Raw genomic sequence first — 20,894 nt, 5'->3', positions numbered from 1 at the left:
GGCGATACCCGGCAGGACAGGGCGACAACCTGAGAGTTCCCTGCGCGTCACGAGGTCCACAGGAGACGTCCAGCGAACGTCCAGCGCTGCGGTCCATCGTCATGGCATGGCCACTCGCCGACCGGTCGACCCGGGCTCGCCCCGCGCAGCGCGCGTCCTCACCGGAACCTACGCCGTCGCCACCGTGGCGGCCGTGCTCCTCGCCCTGTCGCACCCACGCCGCCCCGGCCCCTCAACCACGGAGGTCGTCTTCGGGCTGCTCAACGTGCCGGTCGCGCCGACCGTCGTGTCCGTCGTCGTGCTGGCGATCGTGACGCGGGCCCTCCTCGGCCGCAAGCGGATCGGCCTCTGGCTCGTGGCCGCCTTCCAGGCGCTCGGCGTGCTCATCGGCCTCGTCGCGGCGCTGCCGCCGGCGCGGCGCCCCTTCGTGTGGATGTGGCAGACCCGCGGCGACCTCGGCCGCGTCGTCGACATCGCGGGCATCGTCGTGGCCCTCGCCGCCGGATGGTGGCTGTGGCGCCTGCGCGGACAGTTCACCGGACGCCTGCAGCGGGGCTCGGGATGGCTCGCGGCGGTCGCCCTCGTCGTCGGCTCGGTGGCGACGCTGGGCGTCGCCTGGGTCCTCCTCGGCGCGGTGGGGGTGCCGCGGTCGCAGGCCCGCGCCGTCGTCGGCACGGTCTTCGCCGTCCTCGGCGGGGTGTCGCCGCGGCCCGGCGGCTTCGTGCCGCCGTGGGTCGTCGACGTCGTGGCCCTCTGCGTCGGCCTGACGATCCTCGTGGCCGTCACCCTCTTCCTCGCCTCGGCGCGCCCGGTCAACCGGTGGTCGCCCGACCGCGAGGTGTCGCTGCGGCGCCTGCTCGCTCGCACAGGCGCCGGCGACTCCCTCGGCTACTTCGCCACCCGGCGCGACAAGGCGTCCGTCTTCGACGACGAGGGCCGCGCGGCCGTGACGTACGCCGTCGCCGCCGGGGTCTCCCTCGCCGCGGCCGACCCGATCGGGCCGCGCGAGGGGTGGCTGCCGGCCATCGACGCGTGGCGCGCCGAGGCCCGCGAGTACGGCTGGCTCCCAGCGGTCATCGCGGCCAGCGAGGAGGGCGCGCGCGCCTACGCCTCGCGCGGCATGCGTGTCGTCGCGCTCGGCGACGAGGCGGTCCTCGACCCGCGCCGCATCGACCTCGACAGCGCCCGCCTGACGCGGGTGCGGCAGGCCGCGACGCGCGCGCGGCGGTCCGGCGTCACCGTCCGCGTCCGGCGCCAGGCCGACCTCTCGCCGGAGGACCGCGACCGCGCCGAGACCCTCGCGCGGCAGTGGCGCTCGAGCGACACCGAGCGCGGGTTCTCCATGGCGCTCGGACGCACCGCGGACCCGGCCGACGGGCACGTCCTGCACGTGCTCGCGACGGGCTCGGACGGGGTCGAGGTCGGCCTGCTCACCTTCGTGCCGTGGGGCCGCGGCGGCGTCTCCCTCGACCTCATGCGCCGCTCCCCCGACGCCCCGAACGGCACGACCGAGCTCATGGTCACCGAGGTGCTCGCCCGCGCCGACGAGCTCGGCGTCGGGCGCCTGTCGCTCAACTTCTGCATGTTCCGCGGGGTCTTCGCCGGCTCGGCGCGGCTCGGGTCGGGCACGCTGACCCGGCTCAACGCGTCGGTGCTCGGGCTGTTCGACCGGTTCTGGCAGCTCGAGCGGCTCTACCGGGCCACCGACAAGTACGACCCCGAGTGGACGCCGCGCTTCCTCTGCTACGACGACGGGCTGTCGCTGCCGCAGATCGCCCTCGCCGCGGCGGCCCTCGAGGGCTTCGTGCCCTGGCCGGCCCGGCACCGTTCGACGAGTGCGGTCCTCGACGCCGAGCACCTCGCCGAGGTGGCCGCGGTCGAGGCCGCCGGACCGTCCGTCGACGCGGGACGGCTCGCGCCGCGGCGCAGCGAGGAGTCGCGGCACCGCCTCGCCACGCTCGACCGGCTCCGGGCGTCCGGCCTGGACCCCTACCCCGTCGGTGGCGGCACCGCCACGCCGCTCGCGCTCGTGCCCGGCGTCCGCTGCGGCGCGTGGAGCGAGGGCGACGCCGTGGAGGTCGTGGCCCGCGTCCGGGAGCTGCGCGACCACGGCGCCGTCGTCTTCGTGACCCTCGAGGACGCCGGGGTGCGCGTCCAGGCGCTGCTCGAGTCCTCCCGCACCGGACGCCGGTCCGTCGACCGGTTCGCAGCCGACGTCGACACCGGCGACCTCGTGCGGCTCGCCGGCGAGACCGGCCGCTCGCGCACCGGCACCCCGAGCCTGCTCGTCGAGGACTGGCGCCTCGAGGCCAAGGCGCTGCACCCCGTGCCGTGGCGGGGCCTCGCCGACCCCGAGGCGAGGGTCCGTCGGCGGTCGACCGACCTGCTCACGCACCCGGGCGAGCTCGAGCTGCTGCGTCGCCGCTCGAGCGTCGTGGCCGCCCTGCGCCGCACCCTCGCCGACCGTGGCTTCCTCGAGGTCGAGACCCCGATGCTGCACGTGACCCACGGCGGCGCGACGGCCCGGCCGTTCCGCACCCACATCAACGCCTACGGCACCGACCTGTCGCTGCGCATCGCCCCGGAGCTCTACCTCAAGCGGCTCCTCGTCGGCGGCATCGGGCCGGTCTTCGAGCTCGGCCGCAGCTTCCGCAACGAGGGGGCCGACGCCACCCACAACCCCGAGTTCACCTCCCTCGAGGTGTACGAGCCGCACGCCGACTACGTGACGATGCGCCACCTCGCCGAGCGGCTCGTGCGCGAGGCCGCGGTCGCCGTCCACGGGCGTCCCGTCATCCCGCTGCCGACGCCCGAGCGGCTCCGTGCCGGGCTCGACGGGGTCGACCTCGTCGACGTCGGCGCCCCCTTCCCGGTGGTCCGCGTGCTCGACGCCGTGAGCGACGCCGTCGGCCTGCGCGTCGGACCCGACACCGACCTCGACGTGCTCCTGGAGGTCGCGGCCCGGCACGGGGTCACGGTGCCCGAGGCTGCCGGGTGGGGCGCGGTCGTCGAGGAGCTCTACGCCGAGCTCGTCGAGCCGAACACGGTCCTGCCGACGTTCTACACCGACTTCCCCGTGGAGACCTCGCCCCTCGTGCACCCGCACCGGACCGAGCGCGGGCTCGTCGAGCGGTGGGACCTCGTCGTCGCCGGGATGGAGGTGGGCACGGCCTACAGCGAGCTGACCGACCCGGTCGACCAGCGTCGACGGCTCACCGAGCAGTCGCTCAAGGCCGCGGCCGGAGACCCCGAGGCGATGGAGGTCGACGAGGACTTCCTCCATGCCCTGGAGCTGGGCATGCCACCGACCGGCGGCCTCGGCCTCGGCGTCGACCGGCTCGTCATGCTCCTGACGAACACCTCGATCCGGTCGGTCCTCACCTTCCCCTTCGTGCGCCCCGAGCCGGCGCGGCCCCGCGAGAAGCGGGAGACCCCGTCGTGGAGCTGACCGACCCCGGCCTCATCGTCCTGCTCGTCGTCCTGGCCCTCGCGCTCTTCGCCCTCGTCGTCGTCGGCTGGCCCCGCTGGGGTGGGCGCCTCGCCCGCGGCGCCGTCCGGGGCGGCCAGGTGCTGCTGCTCAACGTCGTCGTCGTCGCCCTCGCCGGCGCCGCCCTCAACGACCAGTACCTCTTCTACTCCAGCTGGTCCGACCTGCTCGGGTCGCGCTCGGCCGAGGTGCAGCTGCACCACGGTGGCGGCGTCAAGCAGGTCGTCGAGGCGAAGGTCGTCGGGCCAGGCCTGGCGCACGCGACCGGACGCACGAGCTTTGTGCTGCCGCAGCCCGGTTCGCGCCTGCAGACCTACGCGGTGACCGACCCGAGCACCGGCACGTCGGGCCAGGTGCTCGTCTACCTGCCGGCCGGCTACGATCCCGCCGCGTCGCGCACGTACCCGGTCATCGAGGGGCTGCACGGCTTCCCCGGCAGCCCGCAGTCCTTCTCGCGACTCAACTTCCTCACCACCGCCGACGCGCTCGTGGCCCAGCACCGGCTCGCCCCGTCGATCATCGTCATCCCACGCATCGACACCCCGGCCAGCCTCGACACCGAGTGCGTCAACGGCGCACCCGGCTTGCCGCAGACCGACACGTGGCTCTCGCGCGACCTGCCCGCGTGGGTCGTCACGCACCTGCACGCCCGTCGCGACCGCACGTCGTGGGCGCTCATGGGCTACTCCTACGGCGCGTGGTGCGCTGCATCGCTGTCGATGCGCCACCCCGACGTCTTCGGCGCGGCCATCGTCATGCAGGGCTACTTCCGCCCCGACTTCTCGGCCGGCTACGACCCCCTGACGACCCGGGGCACCGAGGCCTACGACCTCATCCGGCTCGCGCGGACCAGCCCCCCGCCGGTCGCGCTGTGGGTGCTGACCTCGCGCCAGGACCCGCTGTCCTACCCGTCGACCTCGAAGTTCCTCAGCGTCGCCAAGCCTCCCCTCGACGTCACGGCCACGGTGCTCGCGACCGGCGGTCACCGCGACACCGTGTGGGAGCCGTACGTCGGGCGCTCGATGGTGTGGCTCGGCCAGACCCTGCCGGGGTTCCGTGGCTGACGCCGGGCGCCACCGCAGCCCGCCCGGACGGGGCGGGCGCGGCCCGGCGTCGCCGCGGCCCCACCCGCACCACCGCCACCTCGGGGTGCGCGCGCACCACGTCGTCATCGGGCTCGTCGTGGCGCTGGGCGCGGCCGCCCTCGTGGCGGTCGCCGTCGCCGCGGGCGTCGGCCCGGGCACGCTCGTGCGGGCCGTGGCCGGGGCCGTCTCGCCCAGCGCCACGGGAGCCGTGCCGAGCGGCACGCCGAGCGCCGGCACGTCGAGGAACGCGGGCCCGCTCGTCCTGGTCGGGCTCGGCGACTCGGTGCCCTCGGCCACCACCTGCGACTGCGCCGGCTACGTCGAACAGCTCGGTGCGCGCCTGAGCACCGCCACGGGCCGTACGCCCGTCGTGCACAACGACGCCGTCGGCGGATGGACGACGAGCGACGTCGAGCGCGACCTCGACTCCGCCGCGACGCACCGCGACCTCACCCACGCCGACCTCGTCGTCGTCGAGGTCGGCGCCAATGACTTCGACCTCGACCGCGTCGACGACCCGACCTGCCTGCCCGCCGCGAGCTCGCCCTGCTGGACCGACACCCTCAAGGGCCTGCACGACGGCCTGACCCGGATCGTCAACGGGATCAAGGCCGCCGACACCAACCCGGACCTGCGCGTCGCGGTCGTCGGGTACTGGAACGTCACGGTCGACGGCGCCGTGGGCCGGGCCCAGGGCAACGCCTTCGTCATCGGCAGCGACGCCCTGACGAAGGTCGTCAACAGCACCGTCGACCAGGTGGCCGCCGCGACCGGCGCCGTCTACGTCGACGCGTACACGCCGCTCAAGGGCGAGGCCGGCGACCGCGACCCGACGAGCGACCTGCTCGACGACGGCGACCACCCGAACGCGAGCGGCCACGCCCTGCTCATGGAGGCGGTGTACGACGCCCTCGAGGACGCCGGGGCCGTCAGCCGGTGGTCGTCGGGCTGACGGCCTCGGTGACGGCCTCGGTGACGGCCTCGGCGGCGGCGTCGCCCGACGCCGGCAGATGCTGCCGGTGGCCGAGCCGCTCGAGCCAGCGCACGAGCTGCACGTGCACCCGGTCGGCGCCGTGGACGAGCCCGTCGCGCTCGAGCAGGTCGGCGTCGAGCGCCCACTCGGCCGGGTGCACGAGCAGCGGGCGGGTCTGCCAGCCGCCGACGCCGCCGTGGCAGCCGACGAGCTCCTCGAACGCAGCCACCTCGTCGAGGACGGGGTCGTGCAGGGAGTTGACGTAGATGTCGGGCGCGTTGTCGAACCGCGCGACGCGCAGGTAGTCGGCGGCCGCGTCGGCACCGAACGCCGCGAGGGGGTCGGCCCCCTCGACGAGCCCGGTCTCGAGCACCCGCGACCCGTGGGCGCCGATCGCCACGGGTCCGGCGCCGCTGTCGACGACGACGAACGCGATGCCCGGGTGGGTGGCGAGTGCCTCGACGAGGCCCGGGTGCAGCGCCTCGAGGTCCTCGAGGCGCAGTCGCTCGGGGCTTCGGGCGAGCCAGACGCCGCCGAGGTTGCCCGAGCCGACGACGACCGTCTCCGGCCGGTCGGACGCGTCGCCACCGGCGTCGGCACCGGCATCGGCACCTGCGTCGGCACCTGCGTGGGCGCCGGTGGCGTCCGCGGCGTCGGCATCCGTGGTGGTGATGGTTGCCGGCGTTCTGGTCGTGACCTCGGGTCCGACCCGGGGCCCCTTGTCCCCCAGCGCCCGTCGCGTCAGGTGCCCGGTGACGCTCTTCTGCGCGGAGAGCTGGGAGAGGAGCACGTTGACGGGCCCCCACGACTCGACCTCACGCGTCGATGCCACGACGCCGGAACCGGTGGCGAGGTGCGTGGCGACGAGCTCCTCGAGCGACTGGCCGTAGCGCTGGCGGAAGGTCGCGCCCTGGCTCTGGCCGTGGTCGGACAGCAGCACGAAGTGGTAGCGGCGCGGCGTCGCCCCCGAGAGCGCGACGGTCTCGAGGGTCCGCAGCACCTCGTCGAGGCCGTAGAGCGCAGCGAGCGACTCGGGCCGCGTCACTCCGGCGTGGTGGGCGATCTCGTCGTAGTCGACGAAGTCGACGTACACCGACCGCGCGCCGCGCATCATCGCCTCGACGACGAGCGCGACGTTGAGGTCGCGCAGCAGGACGTTCGTGACGGCCCGCAGCGCGACGTAGGACCCACCCCGGTGGATGCGCGGGCGGACGTCGCGCCGCTCCTGGCGCCGCGCCTGGAACATCTCCTTGACCATCTCTCCGACCGACATGACGACCGCCCGCACGAAGCCGGCCGGGTGGGTGAAGAACGCGGCGTACGAGCTCGACGGGCCGAGCCGGACGTCCTTGTCGCGCAGGCCGCTCATCGACAGCAGCGAGGTCGGGGCGTCGCCCGAGAAGAGGTTGGAGATGCTGACGCCGTCGTCTGCGAGCAGCCCTCGGCCGTCGGAGATCCGCCGCTCGATGAGGGCGGCGTCCTCGGGGCGGTTGGCCACGACGAGCCGCCCTTCGGCGCGGTCGAACCAGCGGAAGGCCGGGATGCCGTCGTTGGAGCCGTGCAGCAGGCCCGCCTGGCTCACCGGGGTGGTCGAGGGCACGCGGGCCCGCCACTCCGTCCACGTGTGGGTGCCCGAACGCACCCACCGGCTGATGGTCGGCAGGTTGCCCGACCGGATCTCGTTCTCCAGCAACGGGGCCGGTACGCCGTCGAGCTGCACGAACACGACCCCGGGCATCTCGGGGTCCTCGACGCGCCCGTCCCCCGCCGCTCGCGACATGCGCACCGCGTGCACCGTGAGGTAGTCGCGGGTGCTGATCGAGAAGACCCACGTCAGCAGCGCCATCACGGCGCCGTAGACCCACGAGGCGAGGACGACCGCACCGACGCTGTCGACCGACACCCCCGGCGTCAGCCAGAGCCCGAGCCCGATGACCGCGGCGTTGGCGAAGAGGGCGAGCGCGATCGCGCCCGCCCATCCGAACAGCGCCGCCACCCGGACGAACACGGGCACGAGCAGCCAGCCGGCCAGGGTGATGGCGACGACGGCCAGCACGAGGACCATGCCGTTGTCGACCGCGACCCCCGGCGTCAGGAGGACGGTGAGGCCCAGGACGGTGAGGCGCGAGAAGAAGTCGAGCAGGCGGGTGCCGGCGTCGGCCCGGGCGCCGGGCGACAGGCCGGCCACCGTGTCGGACACGGCGCGCTCGTCGTGCCGCTCGAAGAAGCCCGTCGCCGGCCGCGACCACAGCAGGGCCAGCACGACGAGGCTGCCGACGAGGCTCACGACCGCCAGGAGCGTGCCGCCCGCGGACTCCCCGACGAGGGCCCACGCGTACGCCTGACGGACGATGAGCACGAGGGTGAGCACGAGGCGCGCGGTGTTCGCCCCGCGCAGGAGCAGCACGACGAGCACCGCCTGGGCCACCCCGAGCACGAGGAAGACCCACCCGATGGCCGCGACCGGCACGTCGAGCCCGACGAGCGCCGCGCGCAGGTCGGGTGCGGGCGCCTCCGGCAGTCGACCGGAGACGAGCACGAGGACGCCGACGGCGAGGTCGAGCAGCGCTGCGAGCGCCGTCAGCACGACGACCACGGTGACGCGGGGCGGCCGCCGGCCCACCGCGTCGGCCGCGTCCGCCACGTCCGCACCACTCACGGCCCGCTCCTCGACCATGCGCACCTCCCGGCGGCGAGACCCGTCGCGTGCCTCGAATGTAGCCGCGGGTGCGCGGGCCCACCACCGGTTCGCGGGACGCGCCCCACAGCCGCCGGTGCGGCGGCGACCGGTCTAGGGTCGGGACGAGGGCAGGCACAGTCGCCCGCCCCGCAGGACCGTCACGACGTGCCACCTCCGCACGCCGTCACCTCGACCCGAGGAGCCCCGCATGAGCCTCGACCGCCCGGTCACCCCGAACCCGTACGAGCTGCTGCCCGCCGTCGCGTCGTTCACCGTCACCAGCTCCGACGTCACCGACGGCGAGCCCCTGTCGGACGCGCAGGTGGCCTCCGGCGGCAACACCTCGCCACAGCTGTCGTGGAGCGGCGCCCCGGAGGGCACCCGCAGCTACGTCGTCACGTGCTTCGACCCCGACGCGCCGACGCCCTCCGGCTTCTGGCACTGGGTCCTGGTCGACCTGCCCGCCGACGTCACGTCACTCGACACCGGCGCCGCCTCGGCCGCGCTGCCCGGCTCGGCCTTCCACGTGCGCAACGACGCCGGGCAGGCGGGCTTCATGGGCGCGGCGCCGCCCGAGGGCGACCAGCCGCACCGCTACTTCTTCGTCGTGCACGCCGTGTCCGAGCCGACGCTCGGTGTCGACGACTCAGTGACGCCGGCCGTCGTCTCGTTCAACCTCGCGTTCAAGACGCTGGCCCGGGCCGTCCTCCACGGCACCTACCGGCACTGAGCCCGGCGCCGGGCTGGCCGGATCTCAGCCGCGCCCGGCCCCGTCAGTGCGTGGCCGGGGTCGCGGCGAGCGGGGCAGGTCGGTGCCACCGAGCAGGACCATCGCGAGCTCGGCCCGGGACGTCGCCCCGACGCCCTGCATCAGCTGCGCGACGTCGGCGGCGACGGTGCGCACCGAGATGCCGAGCTCGCGCGCGATGCCTGAGTCCTTGACGCCGAGGACGACGCGTCGGGCGACCTCGCACTGGCGAGGCGTGAACGGCGGGTCCATCCCCTCGGGGACCCCCGGCCGTGAGCGGCTCCAGGTCGCCTCGAAGATCGCCCGGGAACGCTCGAGCAGGTCGGCCCGGGTGGCGAGCCAGGCCGTGGGCTGCCCGGTCTCGCTCAGGGGGCCGGCGACGACGACCGTGCGGCCGTCGATGACCATCAGCTGGCACGGCACCGGGCCGAAGTGCACGTGCGGCATCTCCGAGGTGATGAGCGGGTAGAGCGCGAGGCTGCGCTCGGTCGTGACGTACCGCATCTCGAGCCCGCGACGACGCGACTGCTCGTCGAGCTCCACGGCACGGCTGTGCGGCTCGTAGCCCATCCGGGGCTGCATCGAGCAGACCCCGTGACGGACCGTCGGCTCGATCGCGGCGAAGCCCTCCTCGATCTGGCTCAGGCCCTCGCCGAGGCGCCGGAACCCGGCGGTCCGGCGGCCTGCGAGCCAGTCGGCGGCCAGGCCCGCCACGAGCATCTTGAGCTCCGCGGCCGGCAGGTCGAGGCCCGCCGCCGGGGCGGCGACGGCCAACTCCTGCGGCGGCGTCCTGTCTGCGTCGTCCATCCTCGAGCCCCTGTCGTGTGCGGGTCCAAGGATGCCTCACCGACCGGTCCGGTCTGGCCATCAGGGTCCGTCGCGCGGGTCGCGCGGGTCGCGCGGGTCGCGCGGGTCGCGCGGGTCGCGCGGGTCGCGCGGGTCGCGGGGCCGTCAGGGGCCGACGCGGCCGGGCACCGCGGCGCTCGTGAGCCGGGCCACGCACGAGCGCTCCGTGACGAACGGCCGGAGCTCGACGTCGGCGTCGGCCTCTCCCACGGCCGCGAGGGTGCCGCGGACGAGGCCCCGGTGGATGCCGCAGACGACGTCGGGGTGCTGCCGGGCCATCGCGAGGAAGGGGCAGTCGTGCAGGGTCAGCTCCACGGTCCGGCCGCGGTCGGTCGTACGCACCTCCGGCTCGTAGCCCCACTCGTCGAGCAGGTCGACGGCCAGACCCACCTTGCCGAGCCAGGCGCCCGGGGTGGTCGCGGCCGGAGGCGGCAGGGCGTCGCCGGCGGTACGTCCGGCGACCCACCGCTCGCCGGCCTCCTCCGAGGTGCCGTCCGCGCCGGGGCCAGCGGAGGACCACGACCGGGAGAGCAGCTGCGCGAAGGCCCGGAACGCCTCGCGCGACACGAGCGCGTCGACCGGGGTCGCGACGTACACCTTCCGCGGTCTGCCCACCCCCGCCCTGACGTACGTGGACGCCACGAGCCCGTTCTCCACGAGGAGCTCGAGGTGGAAACGAGCCGTCGTCACGTGGACGCCGAGCGCGTCCGCGACCTCCGACGCGGTCATCGCCGGTGACCGTCGGCCGCCGGCGACGGCCTGCTGCCGCAGCAGGTCGAGCGCGGTGCGGCGGGCTGCCGGGAGTGAACCCTCGCGCGCGGGTCGTCGCTCCATGACTCCTCCGATTTCGTGGATTTGGAGGATAGCCGGTCCCTGACCGGAGCACGGTCGGGTCTCCGGACATTTCGCTTGATCATCGCGCCGTATCCGCCCCATCGAGCACGAACGGCAGTAGCGTGGCCGGCAAGGGCCGCCCTCGCCGACGACGTCGCCTGCGCCGTTCGGGGGTGCCGCCGGTTCGCTTTGGAGGACGCGAGGTGCAGCTGTGACGCCAGCCCGACCGACACCCGAGATCGACGGACCGGCGTCGGCGGCGCTGCTTCGCGCCGGCCGCTTCTTCACGCGCTGGGACGAGTCGGCCGACGGTCGTGCCGTCTTCCGCGAAGGCGGCCGGGCGGGCGACGTCTTCTACCGCGACCGCTGGAGCCACGACAAGGTCGTCCGCTCGACCCACGGCGTCAACTGCACCGGGTCCTGCTCCTGGAAGGTCTACGTCAAGGACGGGATCATCACGTGGGAGACCCAGCAGACCGACTACCCCTCCGTCGGGCCCGACCGCCCGGAGTACGAGCCCCGCGGCTGTCCCCGGGGCGCCGCGTTCTCCTGGTACACCTACTCCCCGACCCGGGTGCGCTACCCGTACGTGCGCGGCGTCCTGCTCGAGATGTACCGGGAGGCCAAGGGGCGGCTCGGCGACCCGGTCGCCGCCTGGCACGAGATCACGACCGACCCCGACAAGCGTCGGCGCTACCAGCGCGCCCGCGGCAAGGGCGGGCTCGTGCGCGCGTCGTGGGGCGAGGCCGTCGAGATCGCCGCCGCCGCGCACGTCCACACGATCAAGGAGTACGGACCCGACCGCGTCGCCGGCTTCTCGCCGATCCCGGCCATGTCGATGGTGTCGCACTGCGTCGGCACGCGCTTCATCCAGCTCGTCGGCGGCGTCATGACGAGCTTCTACGACTGGTACGCCGACCTACCCGTCGCGAGCCCGCAGGTGTTCGGCGACCAGACCGACGTGCCCGAGTCGGGCGACTGGTGGGACGCGACCTACCTCATGATGTGGGGTTCCAACGTCCCCGTGACACGCACGCCCGACGCCCACTGGATGGCCGAGGTGCGCTACCGCGGCACCAAGGTCGTCACGGTCAGCCCGGACTACGCCGACAACACGAAGTTCGCCGACGAGTGGATGCCGGCCCAGGCCGGCACCGACGCCGCGCTGGCCATGGCGATGGGCCACGTGCTGCTCAAGGAGTTCTTCGTCGACCGCGAGGTGCCGTTCTTCCGCGACTACGTGCGCACCTACACCGACCTGCCGTTCCTCGTGCGCCTCGAGCCCGCCGGCGACCAGCCGACCGGGGCGATGGTCCCCGGCACGTTCCTCGTCGCCTCCGACCTCGGCGGCGTCGACGCGTCGGCGCCCGAGAGTGCCTGGAAGACGGTGCTGCTCGACGAGGCCACCGGGCGGCCCGTGGTGCCGAACGGCTCGATGGGCTTCCGCTACGCCGAGTCCGGCAAGGGCCGCTGGAACCTCGACCTCGAGGGCGTCACCCCCGCGCTGTCGATGGCCGGCGACGACTCCACCGCGGTCGAGGTGCTCCTGCCCGCGTTCGTCGAGCCCGACGGCACCGGCTCGGTGCTGCGGCGTGGCGTGCCCGCCCGACGCGTCGGCGACCACCTCGTCACGACGGTCCTCGACCTCATGCTCGCCCAGTACGGCGTCGGTCGACATGGCCTGCCCGGCGAGTGGGCCGGCGGCTACGACGACGTCTCGACGCCGTACACCCCCGCCTGGCAGGCCGAGGTCACCGGCGTCCCCGCTGCCCAGTGCATCCGCATCGCCCGCGAGTTCGCGACGAATGCCGAGCAGTCGCAAGGCCGTTCGATGATCATCATGGGGGCCGGCATCTGCCAGTGGTTCCACGGCGACGCGACGTACCGCTCGATCCTGTCGCTGCTCGTCCTCACCGGGTGCATGGGCCGCAACGGCGGCGGCTGGGCGCACTACGTCGGCCAGGAGAAGTGCCGGCCGATCACCGGCTGGATCTCCCTGGCCAACGCCCTCGACTGGAGCCGGCCGCCGCGCACCATGATCGGCACGGCGTACTGGTACATGCACACCGACCAGTGGCGCAACGACGGCTACTCCGCCGACTCCCTCGCCTCCCCGCTCGCGCAGGGGCACCTCGCCGGCAAGCACACCGCCGACACCATCGCCCAGTCGGCGCGGATGGGCTGGATGCCGTTCTACCCGCAGTTCTCGACCAACCCGCTGCAGGTGGCGCAGGACGCCGAGGCCGCCGTCGCCTCGGGTGCCGCGGAGAGCCCCGCCGCCTACGTCGCGAACGCCCTCCACAAAGGCACGCTCACCGCGTCGATCGAGGACGTCGACGCACCGGAGAACTGGCCGCGCACCCTCGTGCTCTGGCGCTCCAACCTCATGGGCAGCTCGGCCAAGGGCAACGAGTACTTCCTCAAGCACCTGCTCGGCACCCACTCGAACGTCATGGGCAGCGAGAACCCCGAGACGCCGAGGCCGTCCGAGGTTCGCTGGCACGAGGAGGCGCCCGAGGGCAAGCTCGACCTGCTCCTGTCGGCCGACTTCCGCATGACGTCGACGACGCTGCTCTCCGACATCGTGCTGCCGGCGGCGACCTGGTACGAGAAGCACGACCTCAGCTCCACCGACATGCACCCGTTCGTGCACGCGTTCACCCCAGCCATCGACCCGCCGTGGGAGGCCAAGAGCGACTTCGACCTCTTCCACCTTCTCGCACAGCGGTTCTCGCAGCTCGCGCGGACCCACCTCGGCACGGTCAAGGACCTCGTCAGCGTGCCACTCATGCACGACACCCCCGGCGAGACCGCCCAGCCCGGCGGACGCGTCGTCGACTGGCGCGCCACCGGTGCGCCGGGCACGCCCGGGCAGTCGATGCCGGTCTTCCAGGTGGTCGAGCGCGACTACACGGCGATCGCCGACAAGCTCGCGACCGTCGGGCCGCTCGCCGACTCCCTCGGCTTCACGGTCAAGAACGTCACCTTCCGCGTCGAGGAGGAGGCGGCCCGCCTGGCGCAGAAGAACGGCGTCATGCTCGGCGGCCCGGGCGACGGCCGCCCCGCCATCGACACCGACGCCAAGCTCGCCGAGGCGATCCTCACCTTCTCCGGCACGACGAACGGCCACCTCGCGGTGCAGGGCTTCCGCACCCTCGAGGAACGGGTCGGCAAGCGGCTCGTCGACCTCGCTGAAGGCGCCGAGGAGAAGCGGATCACGTTCGCCGACACGCAGATCCAACCGGTGCCGGTCATCACCTCGCCCGAGTGGTCGGGGTCGGAGACGGGCGGCCGCCGGTACGCGCCGTTCACCGTCAACATCGAGCGGCTCAAGCCGTTCCACACCCTGACGGGGCGCATGCACTTCTACCTCGACCACGACTGGATGCGCGACCTCGGCGAGTCGCTGCCGATCTACCGACCACCGCTCGACATGCACCGGCTCTTCGGCGAGCCCCGCCTCGGTCCGGACGGCGCCAAGCAGGTGACGGTCCGCTACCTCACCCCGCACAGCAAGTGGTCGATCCACTCGGAGTACCAGGACAACCTGCTCATGCTCTCGCTCTCGCGGGGCGGGCCGACGGTGTGGATGAGCCCGCAGGACGCCGCGTCGATCGAGGCCGCCGACAACGACTGGGTCGAGTGCACCAACGCCAACGGCGTGCTCGTCGCGCGCGCGGTCGTGAGCCACCGGATGCCCGAGGGCGTCGTCTACGTGCACCACGCGCAGGAGCGCACCATCGACGTGCCGAAGTCCGAGGCCACCGGCCGGCGCGGCGGCATCCACAACTCGGTGACCCGCCTGCTCGTCAAGCCGACCCACCTCATCGGCGGGTACGCCCAGCTGTCCTACACGTTCAACTACCTCGGCCCCACGGGCAACCAGCGCGACATGGTCTCGACGATCCGCCGCCGCAGCCAGGAGGTGACGTACTGATGCGCGTCATGGCCCAGATGGGCATGGTCATGAACCTCGACAAGTGCATCGGGTGCCACACCTGCTCGGTCACGTGCAAGCAGGCGTGGACCAACCGTGCCGGCACCGAGTACGTCTGGTTCAACAACGTCGAGACGCGTCCCGGCCAGGGCTACCCGCGCCGCTACGAGGACCAGGAGCGCTGGCGCGGCGGATGGACGCTGACGCATCGGGGAAGCCTGCGGCTCAAGGCCGGCGGACGCGTCCAGAAGCTGCTCGGCATCTTCGCCAGCCCGGTGCAGCCCGGGCTCGCCGACTACTACGAGCCGTGGACCTACGACTACCAGACGCTCGTCGAGGCGCCCCTCGGCGACGACTTCCCCGTCGCGCGGCCCAAGTCGCTCATCACCGGCGAGAACACGAAGATCACGTGGTCGGCGAACTGGGACGACAACCTCGGCGGCACGAGCGAGCTCGGCCACCTCGACCCGATCGTCGAGAAGGTCCGGCGGCAGTCCGAGGACGCGGTCCGGTTCGAGCTCGAGAAGACGTTCATGTTCTACCTCCCGCGCATCTGCGAGCACTGCCTCAACCCGTCGTGCATGGCCTCGTGCCCGTCCGGCGCGATCTACAAGCGCGCCGAGGACGGCATCGTCCTCGTCGACCAGGACCGCTGCCGCGGCTGGCGCCAGTGCATCACCGGCTGCCCGTACAAGAAGATCTACTTCAACCACAAGAGCGGCAAGGCCGAGAAGTGCACCTTCTGCTACCCGCGCATCGAGGTCGGCCTGCCCACCGTGTGCTCGGAGACGTGCGTCGGGCGGCTGCGCTACCTCGGCCTCTTCCTCTACGACGCCGACCGCGTCACGGAGGTGGCCTCGACGCCGGACGAGGGCGACCTCTACGAGGCCCAGCTCGACCTCATGCTCGACCCGTCCGACCCCGAGGTCGTCGCCGCGGCCCGGCGAGACGGCATCCCGGACGACTGGATGGACGCCGCCCGGCGGTCGCCCGTGTACGCACTCGCCAAGACCTACCGCGTCGCGCTGCCGCTGCACCCGGAGTACCGCACGATGCCGATGGTCTGGTACGTGCCGCCGCTGTCGCCGGTCGTCGACGTGCTGTCCTCGCAGGGGCACGACGCCGAGTCGCAGGACGTGCTCTTCGGGGCGATCGAGGCGCTGCGCATCCCTGTCGAGTACCTCGCCGAGCTGTTCACCGCCGGACGCACCGACGTGGTCACCGGGGTGCTGCGCAAGCTCGCCGCGATGCGCGCCTACATGCGCGACGTCTCGCTCGGGCGCGACGGCGACGCCTCGATCCCCGAGTCGGTCGGCATGAGCGAGGAGTCGCTCTACGAGATGTACCGGCTCATGGCGATCGCGAAGTACGCCGACCGGTACGTGATCCCGACCGCGCACGTCGAGCGGGCCCACGAGCTCGAGGAGCTCGCCTGCTCGCTCGACTACGACGAGGGCCCCGGCATGTACGAGTCCGGCCCGTTCGGCGAGGCCAGCGGGCGCCCGGCGCCGGTCGCCGTCGAGACGTTCAACGCGCTCAAGCAGCGCCAGACCACCGACACGGCGACGTCCGAGGACGAGCTGCGCGGACGCGTCAACCTCCTCAACTGGGACGGCAACGGCACCCCGCCGGGCCTCTTCCCGGGCCAGCGCGAGGGGCAGCCGTGATCGGCCGCCGCGCCCGCGCATCCCGCCGCGAGGGGGGCGACCGCGTCGTGCACCTCGTCGCCGGACGCTGCCTCGACTACCCGGGCGAGGAGCTGCTCGCCGGCCTGCCGCAGCTCGCGGACGCCGTTGCCGAGCAGCAGGACTCGCGCGCTGCCCGCGCCCTCGAGCCGCTCGTGGCCCACCTGGCCGAGACGCCGCTCGAGGTCCTCCAGCGCGCGTACGTCGACACCTTCGACCTCAGCCGCAAGCACGCCCTCTACCTGTCGTACTGGACCGACGGCGACACGCGTCGACGCGGTGAGGTGCTCGGACGCTTCAAGGCCGCCTACCGCGCGAGCGGGTTCGTCGTCGACACCCACGGCGAGCTGCCCGACTACCTGCCGATGGTCCTGGAGTTCGCGGCCGTCGCCGACCCGGCGGCCGGTCGGGCGATCCTCACGGAGTACCGCCCGAGCCTCGAGCTGCTGCGGATCGCCCTGCAGGAGAGGCAGTCCCCGTATGCCGCCGCCGCCGAGGCCGTCTGTGCGACGCTCCCCGGCGAGTCGCCACGCGACCGCGCCGCGGTCATGGCGATGGCGGGGCTGAGCGGTCCGCCGCCCGTCGAGGCCGTGGGCCTGGACCCCTACGACCCGCGTCTCCTCCCCCTGCGCGACGTCTCCCCCTCCAGCCCGCCCGAGCGAACGGAGGCCTTCCGATGAGCACCTTCCTCTGGGGCGTGCTGCCCTACCTCTGCATCGCCAGCCTCGTCGGCGGCACCGTGTGGCGCTACCGCTACGACAAGTTCGGCTGGACGACGCGCTCCTCGCAGCTCTACGAGTCGCGGCTGCTGCGGATCGGCTCGCCCCTCTTCCACTTCGGCATCCTGCTCGTCTTCGTCGGGCACGTCGGCGGGCTCGTCATCCCCGAGTCGTGGACCGAGGCCGTGGGGGTCAGCGAGGGGCTCTACCACTTCAACGCCCTGCTGTTCGGCGGCCTCGCCGGGGTCTGCACGCTCGTCGGCATCCTCATCCTCGTGTACCGGCGTCGGCGCACCGGCCCGGTGTTCATGGCGACGACACGCAACGACAAGCTCATGTACGTCTTCCTCGTCGCGGCGATCGTCCTCGGCCTCTGGACGACGCTTGTCAGCGTCGGCGCGGGCAGCGAGGCGCACAACTACCGCGAGACCGTCTCGCCGTGGTTCCGCTCGGTGTTCCTCCTGCGGCCCGACGTCGCCGCCATGGATGCGGCGCCGATCCAGTTCCACGTGCACGCGATCGTCGGGATGCTCCTGTTCGCGCTCTGGCCCTTCACCCGGCTCGTCCACGCCTTCACCGCGCCGCTGCACTACCTGTTCCGGCCCTACATCGTCTACCGGTCCCGCGACCGCGCGACGACCGGCGCCCGCTCGGCCCGACCCGGCTGGAGCAGCGTCGGGACGTCCGACCGCGACCGCCGCCAGTGACCGGCCCGCACGTCGATCCCCGCACCACCGCACCCCAAGGAGTCCCGATGAGCCGCACGGCGACCGAGACCGCGGCGTCCACCGCCCCCGACCTCTCCGGCCAGAACCGGAACCTCGGCCTGGCGCTGCTCGCCTTCACCATCACCTTCTGGGCCTGGAACATCATCGGACCGCTCGGCGTGCGCTACACCGCGCAGCTCGGCCTCTCGAGCAGCCAGAAGGCCCTACTCGTCGCGACGCCGGTGCTCGTCGGCGCCGTCGGGCGGATCCCGGTCGGCGCGCTGACCGACCGTTTCGGCGGGCGGCTGATGTTCCCGGTCCTCACGCTCGCGAGCGTGCCGTTCGTCCTGCTCGTCGCCGTCGCCGGCAACGCCAAGTCGTACGGGCTGCTCCTGCTCTTCGGGTTCTTCCTCGGCATCGCCGGCACGACGTTCGCCGTCGGCATCCCCTTCGTCAACGCCTGGTTCACGGCAGACCGACGTGGTTTCGCCACCGGCCTGTTCGGGGCGGGCATGGGCGGCACGGCGCTCTCGGCGTTCTTCACCCCGCGGTTCGTCACGTGGTTCGGCTACACGATGACGCACGTGATCCTCGCCGCCGCGCTCGTCGTCGTCGCGGCCATCTGCTGGTTCGGCATGCGCAACTCCCCGGCCTGGGCGCCGAACACCGACCCGGTCGTGCCGAAGCTCGCGGCCGCGGCGCGCCTGCCCATCACATGGCAGATGTCGTTCCTCTACGCCGTCGTCTTCGGCGGGTTCGTCGCCTTCTCCACCTACCTGCCCACCTACCTGAAGGACGTCTACTCCTTCGACCTCACGGCCGCCGGCACCCGCACGGCGGGCTTCGCGATCGCCGCCGTCGTCGCCCGGCCCCTCGGCGGCATCCTCAGCGACCGCATCGGCCCCCGGTCGGTGCTCGGCATCTCGCTCGCCGGCACGGCCGTCATGGCCGTCGTCCTGTCGTTCCGACCGCCGCTCGAGGTGTCGGCCGGGATCTCCTTCGTCGCGATGGCCTTCTTCCTCGGGCTCGGCACCGGCGGCGTCTTCGCCTGGGTCGCCCAGGCGGCACCACCGGCGCGCGTCGGCAGCGTCACGGGCCTCGTCGGCGCGGCCGGCGGGCTCGGCGGCTACTTCCCGCCCCTCGTCCTCGGTGCGACGTACGAGAAGCTCCTGCCCGCGTACGGGGTCGGGCTCCTCCTGCTGACGCTCGTGGCGCTCGGCGCCTTCGCCTTCTCCCAGCTCGGCATCCGCGACCGGGGCCGCCACGCCTGAGTGCGCGTACTGACGCGGCCGCCGGCGCCGGCCTGTCACGCTCCGGGCATGTCCTCCTCCGCGTCCGGGTCGCCGACCGACCCCGCCCGCGCGGTCGCGTGGGCCCTCGGGCTCGGCGTGCTCGCCACGGGGGGCCTGGCCGTGCTCGCGTGGGCGCTGCTCGTCATGCACGCCATCGGCTACGGCGGCTTCCTCGTGCTCTCACCCGAGTCTGGCGTCGCCCCGCCCGACGAGCACCGGTACATCCTGGCCCTGGCGACCGGCGCGTGCATCGCCCTCGTCGGCGGCCCCCTGCTGGCGTGGTCCGCGGCCCGCGGACCCGCCCGCACGTGGGGCGCCGCGCTCGTCGGGATCGGTGCCGGCGTGCTCGCCGCGGTCGCCGGGGCGTCGGCGCTCATGCTCGTGCTCGGCATCGACCCGGTCGACTTCGTCCTCGGCACCTGACCCCGGCCGCCGCCTCCCAGCGGACGTCCAGACTCCTTTCCGAGACTGGAGGCACGCCACACCCTCGAACCCGGGGCACCGATCGCCGGCGGACCACGAGCGGACGAGGAGCCGAACCGTGACCCAGTTCTTCGACACGGCCATGCAGCAGATCCTGCAGGCCCCGTTGTGGCTCGTCCTGGTCGTCGTCGGGCTCGTCGTCTTCGCCGAGGACGCCATCTTCGTCGGGTTCATCATCCCGGGCGAGACCGTCGCCATCCTCGGTGGCGTCGCCGCCTCGCTCGGGCACGTGCCCTACGCGGCCGTGCTCCTCGTCGTCGTCCTCGCGGCGGTCGTCGGCGACAGCGTCGGCTTCGAGGTCGGCCGCCACCTCGGCGGACGCGTCGTCCAGCTGCGCGCTTTCGACCGGCACCGCGACCGCATCGACAACGCCCAGGAGTTCCTCGGCCGGCGCGGCGGCATCGCCGTGTTCCTCGGCCGCTGGACGGCGTTCCTGCGGGCGGTCATGCCGGCGCTGGCCGGCATGTCGCGGATGCACTACCCGACGTTCCTGGCGTGGAACGCCGCCGGCGGGATCGCCTGGGGCGCGACCGTCGTGACGATCGGCTACGTGGCCGGGCGCTCGTACGCCAAGGTCGAGGGCTACCTCGGGCGGGGTGCGGCGATCGTCGTGGCGGCACTCGTGGTCGTCGCGGTCGTGGTGTGGCAGGTGAAGCGCCACCGTGCCGAGCGGTCCGACGAGCGCGACAGCGTCAACGCCTCCGACGTCGAGCCCACCTGACGCGTCGCGCCGGTGGCTCGGCCCGGCCGGTCAGACGTGCTCGGTGGCGAGCCGGAGGCCGAACCCGAGCATCGCCGTGCCGGTCAGGGCGTCGACCGCCCGCCGGACGCGTCGACGCTGCAGGACGCGTCGGGCACGGTCGGCCCCGAGCGTGACGAGCGCGAGGTAGACGGCCGAGACCACGGCGTGGACGAGTGCGAGCGGGACGGCCCGTAGTGCCGAGCCGCCGGCCGGCAGGAACTGCGGCAGCACGGCGAGGTAGAAGGCCAGCACCTTGGGGTTGGTGATGTTCGACGTGAACCCCCGACGCCAGCCGAGCCAGGCCTGGCGCGCGCCGCTGGGGCGTGGCGCGTCGGGGTCGGCGGCTGCGTATCGACCGCCCACCGCGGCACGCAGGGCCTGCACCGCGAGGAACAGCAGGTAGGCGACACCGACCCACTTCACCGCGGTGAAGACCGGCCTGCTCGCCGCGACGACGGCGCCGATCCCGAGGGCCACCGCGACCCCCTGGACCGCGTTCGAGGTCGTGACGCCGGCTGCCGTCCAGAGGCCGCGGCGACGCCCGCCGACGAGGGCCCCGCGCAGCACGACGGCGAAGTCGGGCCCCGGCACCAGCGTGACGACGACGGCGAAGAGGGTGAACGCCCAGACGCTCTGCCATGTCATGAGCAAAGTGTGGCATCACTCCTGACAGGAC

The 20,894-nt window shown here is 73.3% G+C and carries 15 protein-coding genes; 11 read left to right on the top strand and 4 right to left on the bottom strand.

The genetic code is table 11. From position 1 onward, the window contains the following. The first annotated feature begins 106 nt into the window (after positions 1 to 106). Genes lysX through RY076_RS04555 form a run of 3 tightly spaced genes read left to right on the top strand, consistent with a single transcriptional unit; the run spans position 107 to position 5,524 of the window. Positions 107 to 3,448 carry a bifunctional lysylphosphatidylglycerol synthetase/lysine--tRNA ligase LysX gene (lysX, locus tag RY076_RS04565; RefSeq protein WP_323096429.1) on the top strand — a complete coding sequence of 1,114 codons (3,342 nt, stop codon included), beginning with the start codon at positions 107 to 109 and terminating at the stop codon, positions 3,446 to 3,448. Beyond that, entirely contained in the window at positions 3,439 to 4,551 is a 1,113-nt protein-coding gene (locus tag RY076_RS04560) for an alpha/beta hydrolase (protein ID WP_323096428.1), read from the top strand. The genes lysX and RY076_RS04560 overlap by 10 nt, the downstream gene beginning before the upstream one ends. After that, complete coding sequence (locus tag RY076_RS04555) at positions 4,544 to 5,524, top strand: SGNH/GDSL hydrolase family protein (protein WP_323096427.1); 981 nt, start codon at positions 4,544 to 4,546, stop codon at positions 5,522 to 5,524. The genes RY076_RS04560 and RY076_RS04555 overlap by 8 nt, the downstream gene beginning before the upstream one ends. Here RY076_RS04555 and RY076_RS04550 read toward each other — a convergent pair. Continuing rightward, positions 5,502 to 8,204, bottom strand: a complete 2,703-nt coding sequence (locus tag RY076_RS04550) for an alkaline phosphatase family protein (protein WP_323096426.1) — start codon at positions 8,202 to 8,204, stop codon at positions 5,502 to 5,504. The genes RY076_RS04555 and RY076_RS04550 overlap by 23 nt on opposite strands. Positions 8,205 to 8,433: 229 nt before the next feature. Between RY076_RS04550 and RY076_RS04545 the strand changes: the two genes are divergently transcribed. Beyond that, on the top strand, positions 8,434 to 8,955 hold the full coding sequence (locus RY076_RS04545) for a YbhB/YbcL family Raf kinase inhibitor-like protein (protein WP_323096425.1): 522 nt from the start codon (positions 8,434 to 8,436) through the stop codon (positions 8,953 to 8,955). Positions 8,956 to 8,979: 24 nt separating this feature from the next. Here the strand turns inward: RY076_RS04545 and RY076_RS04540 are convergent, their stop codons facing one another. Together RY076_RS04540 and RY076_RS04535 are read right to left on the bottom strand one after the other, a co-directional pair. After that, positions 8,980 to 9,780, bottom strand: coding sequence for a helix-turn-helix transcriptional regulator (locus RY076_RS04540; RefSeq protein ID WP_323096424.1), 801 nt, complete (start codon positions 9,778 to 9,780; stop codon positions 8,980 to 8,982). 144 nt (positions 9,781 to 9,924) lie between these two features. Further along, positions 9,925 to 10,653: a helix-turn-helix transcriptional regulator gene (locus tag RY076_RS04535; protein WP_323096423.1), complete on the bottom strand. Its 729-nt coding sequence runs from the start codon at positions 10,651 to 10,653 to the stop codon at positions 9,925 to 9,927. A gap of 211 nt (positions 10,654 to 10,864) precedes the next feature. Here RY076_RS04535 and RY076_RS04530 point away from each other — a divergent pair, with 211 nt between their 5' ends. From RY076_RS04530 to RY076_RS04500, 7 genes are all read left to right on the top strand, one after another. Further along, entirely contained in the window at positions 10,865 to 14,590 is a 3,726-nt protein-coding gene (locus tag RY076_RS04530) for a nitrate reductase subunit alpha (protein WP_323096422.1), read from the top strand. Further along, positions 14,590 to 16,257 carry a nitrate reductase subunit beta gene (gene narH, locus RY076_RS04525; RefSeq protein ID WP_323096421.1) on the top strand — a complete coding sequence of 556 codons (1,668 nt, stop codon included), beginning with the start codon at positions 14,590 to 14,592 and terminating at the stop codon, positions 16,255 to 16,257. Before RY076_RS04530 ends, narH begins: the two co-directional genes overlap by 1 nt. Next, positions 16,254 to 16,955 (top strand): nitrate reductase molybdenum cofactor assembly chaperone, encoded by a 702-nt coding sequence (gene narJ / locus RY076_RS04520; protein WP_323096420.1) that lies wholly within the window; start codon positions 16,254 to 16,256, stop codon positions 16,953 to 16,955. Before narH ends, narJ begins: the two co-directional genes overlap by 4 nt. Continuing rightward, entirely contained in the window at positions 16,952 to 17,701 is a 750-nt protein-coding gene (narI, locus tag RY076_RS04515) for a respiratory nitrate reductase subunit gamma (RefSeq protein ID WP_323096419.1), read from the top strand. Before narJ ends, narI begins: the two co-directional genes overlap by 4 nt. Before the next feature lie 47 nt (positions 17,702 to 17,748). Further along, positions 17,749 to 18,972, top strand: a complete 1,224-nt coding sequence (locus RY076_RS04510) for an MFS transporter (RefSeq protein ID WP_323096418.1) — start codon at positions 17,749 to 17,751, stop codon at positions 18,970 to 18,972. A 48-nt stretch (positions 18,973 to 19,020) separates the two neighbouring features. Beyond that, complete coding sequence (locus tag RY076_RS04505) at positions 19,021 to 19,416, top strand: hypothetical protein (RefSeq protein ID WP_323096417.1); 396 nt, start codon at positions 19,021 to 19,023, stop codon at positions 19,414 to 19,416. A 118-nt stretch (positions 19,417 to 19,534) separates the two neighbouring features. Continuing rightward, positions 19,535 to 20,197 carry a DedA family protein gene (locus tag RY076_RS04500; protein ID WP_323096416.1) on the top strand — a complete coding sequence of 221 codons (663 nt, stop codon included), beginning with the start codon at positions 19,535 to 19,537 and terminating at the stop codon, positions 20,195 to 20,197. A gap of 30 nt (positions 20,198 to 20,227) precedes the next feature. Here the strand turns inward: RY076_RS04500 and RY076_RS04495 are convergent, their stop codons facing one another. After that, positions 20,228 to 20,863 (bottom strand): LysE family translocator, encoded by a 636-nt coding sequence (locus RY076_RS04495; protein ID WP_323096415.1) that lies wholly within the window; start codon positions 20,861 to 20,863, stop codon positions 20,228 to 20,230. Positions 20,864 to 20,894: the final 31 nt, after the last annotated feature.

The organism is Intrasporangium zincisolvens, from assembly GCF_034724055.1.
In the GTDB taxonomy this organism is placed as follows: domain Bacteria; phylum Actinomycetota; class Actinomycetes; order Actinomycetales; family Dermatophilaceae; genus Monashia; species Monashia zincisolvens.
The sequence above is the reverse complement of the archived record's forward strand: the minus strand, read 5'-3'. Positions and strand labels throughout refer to the sequence as shown.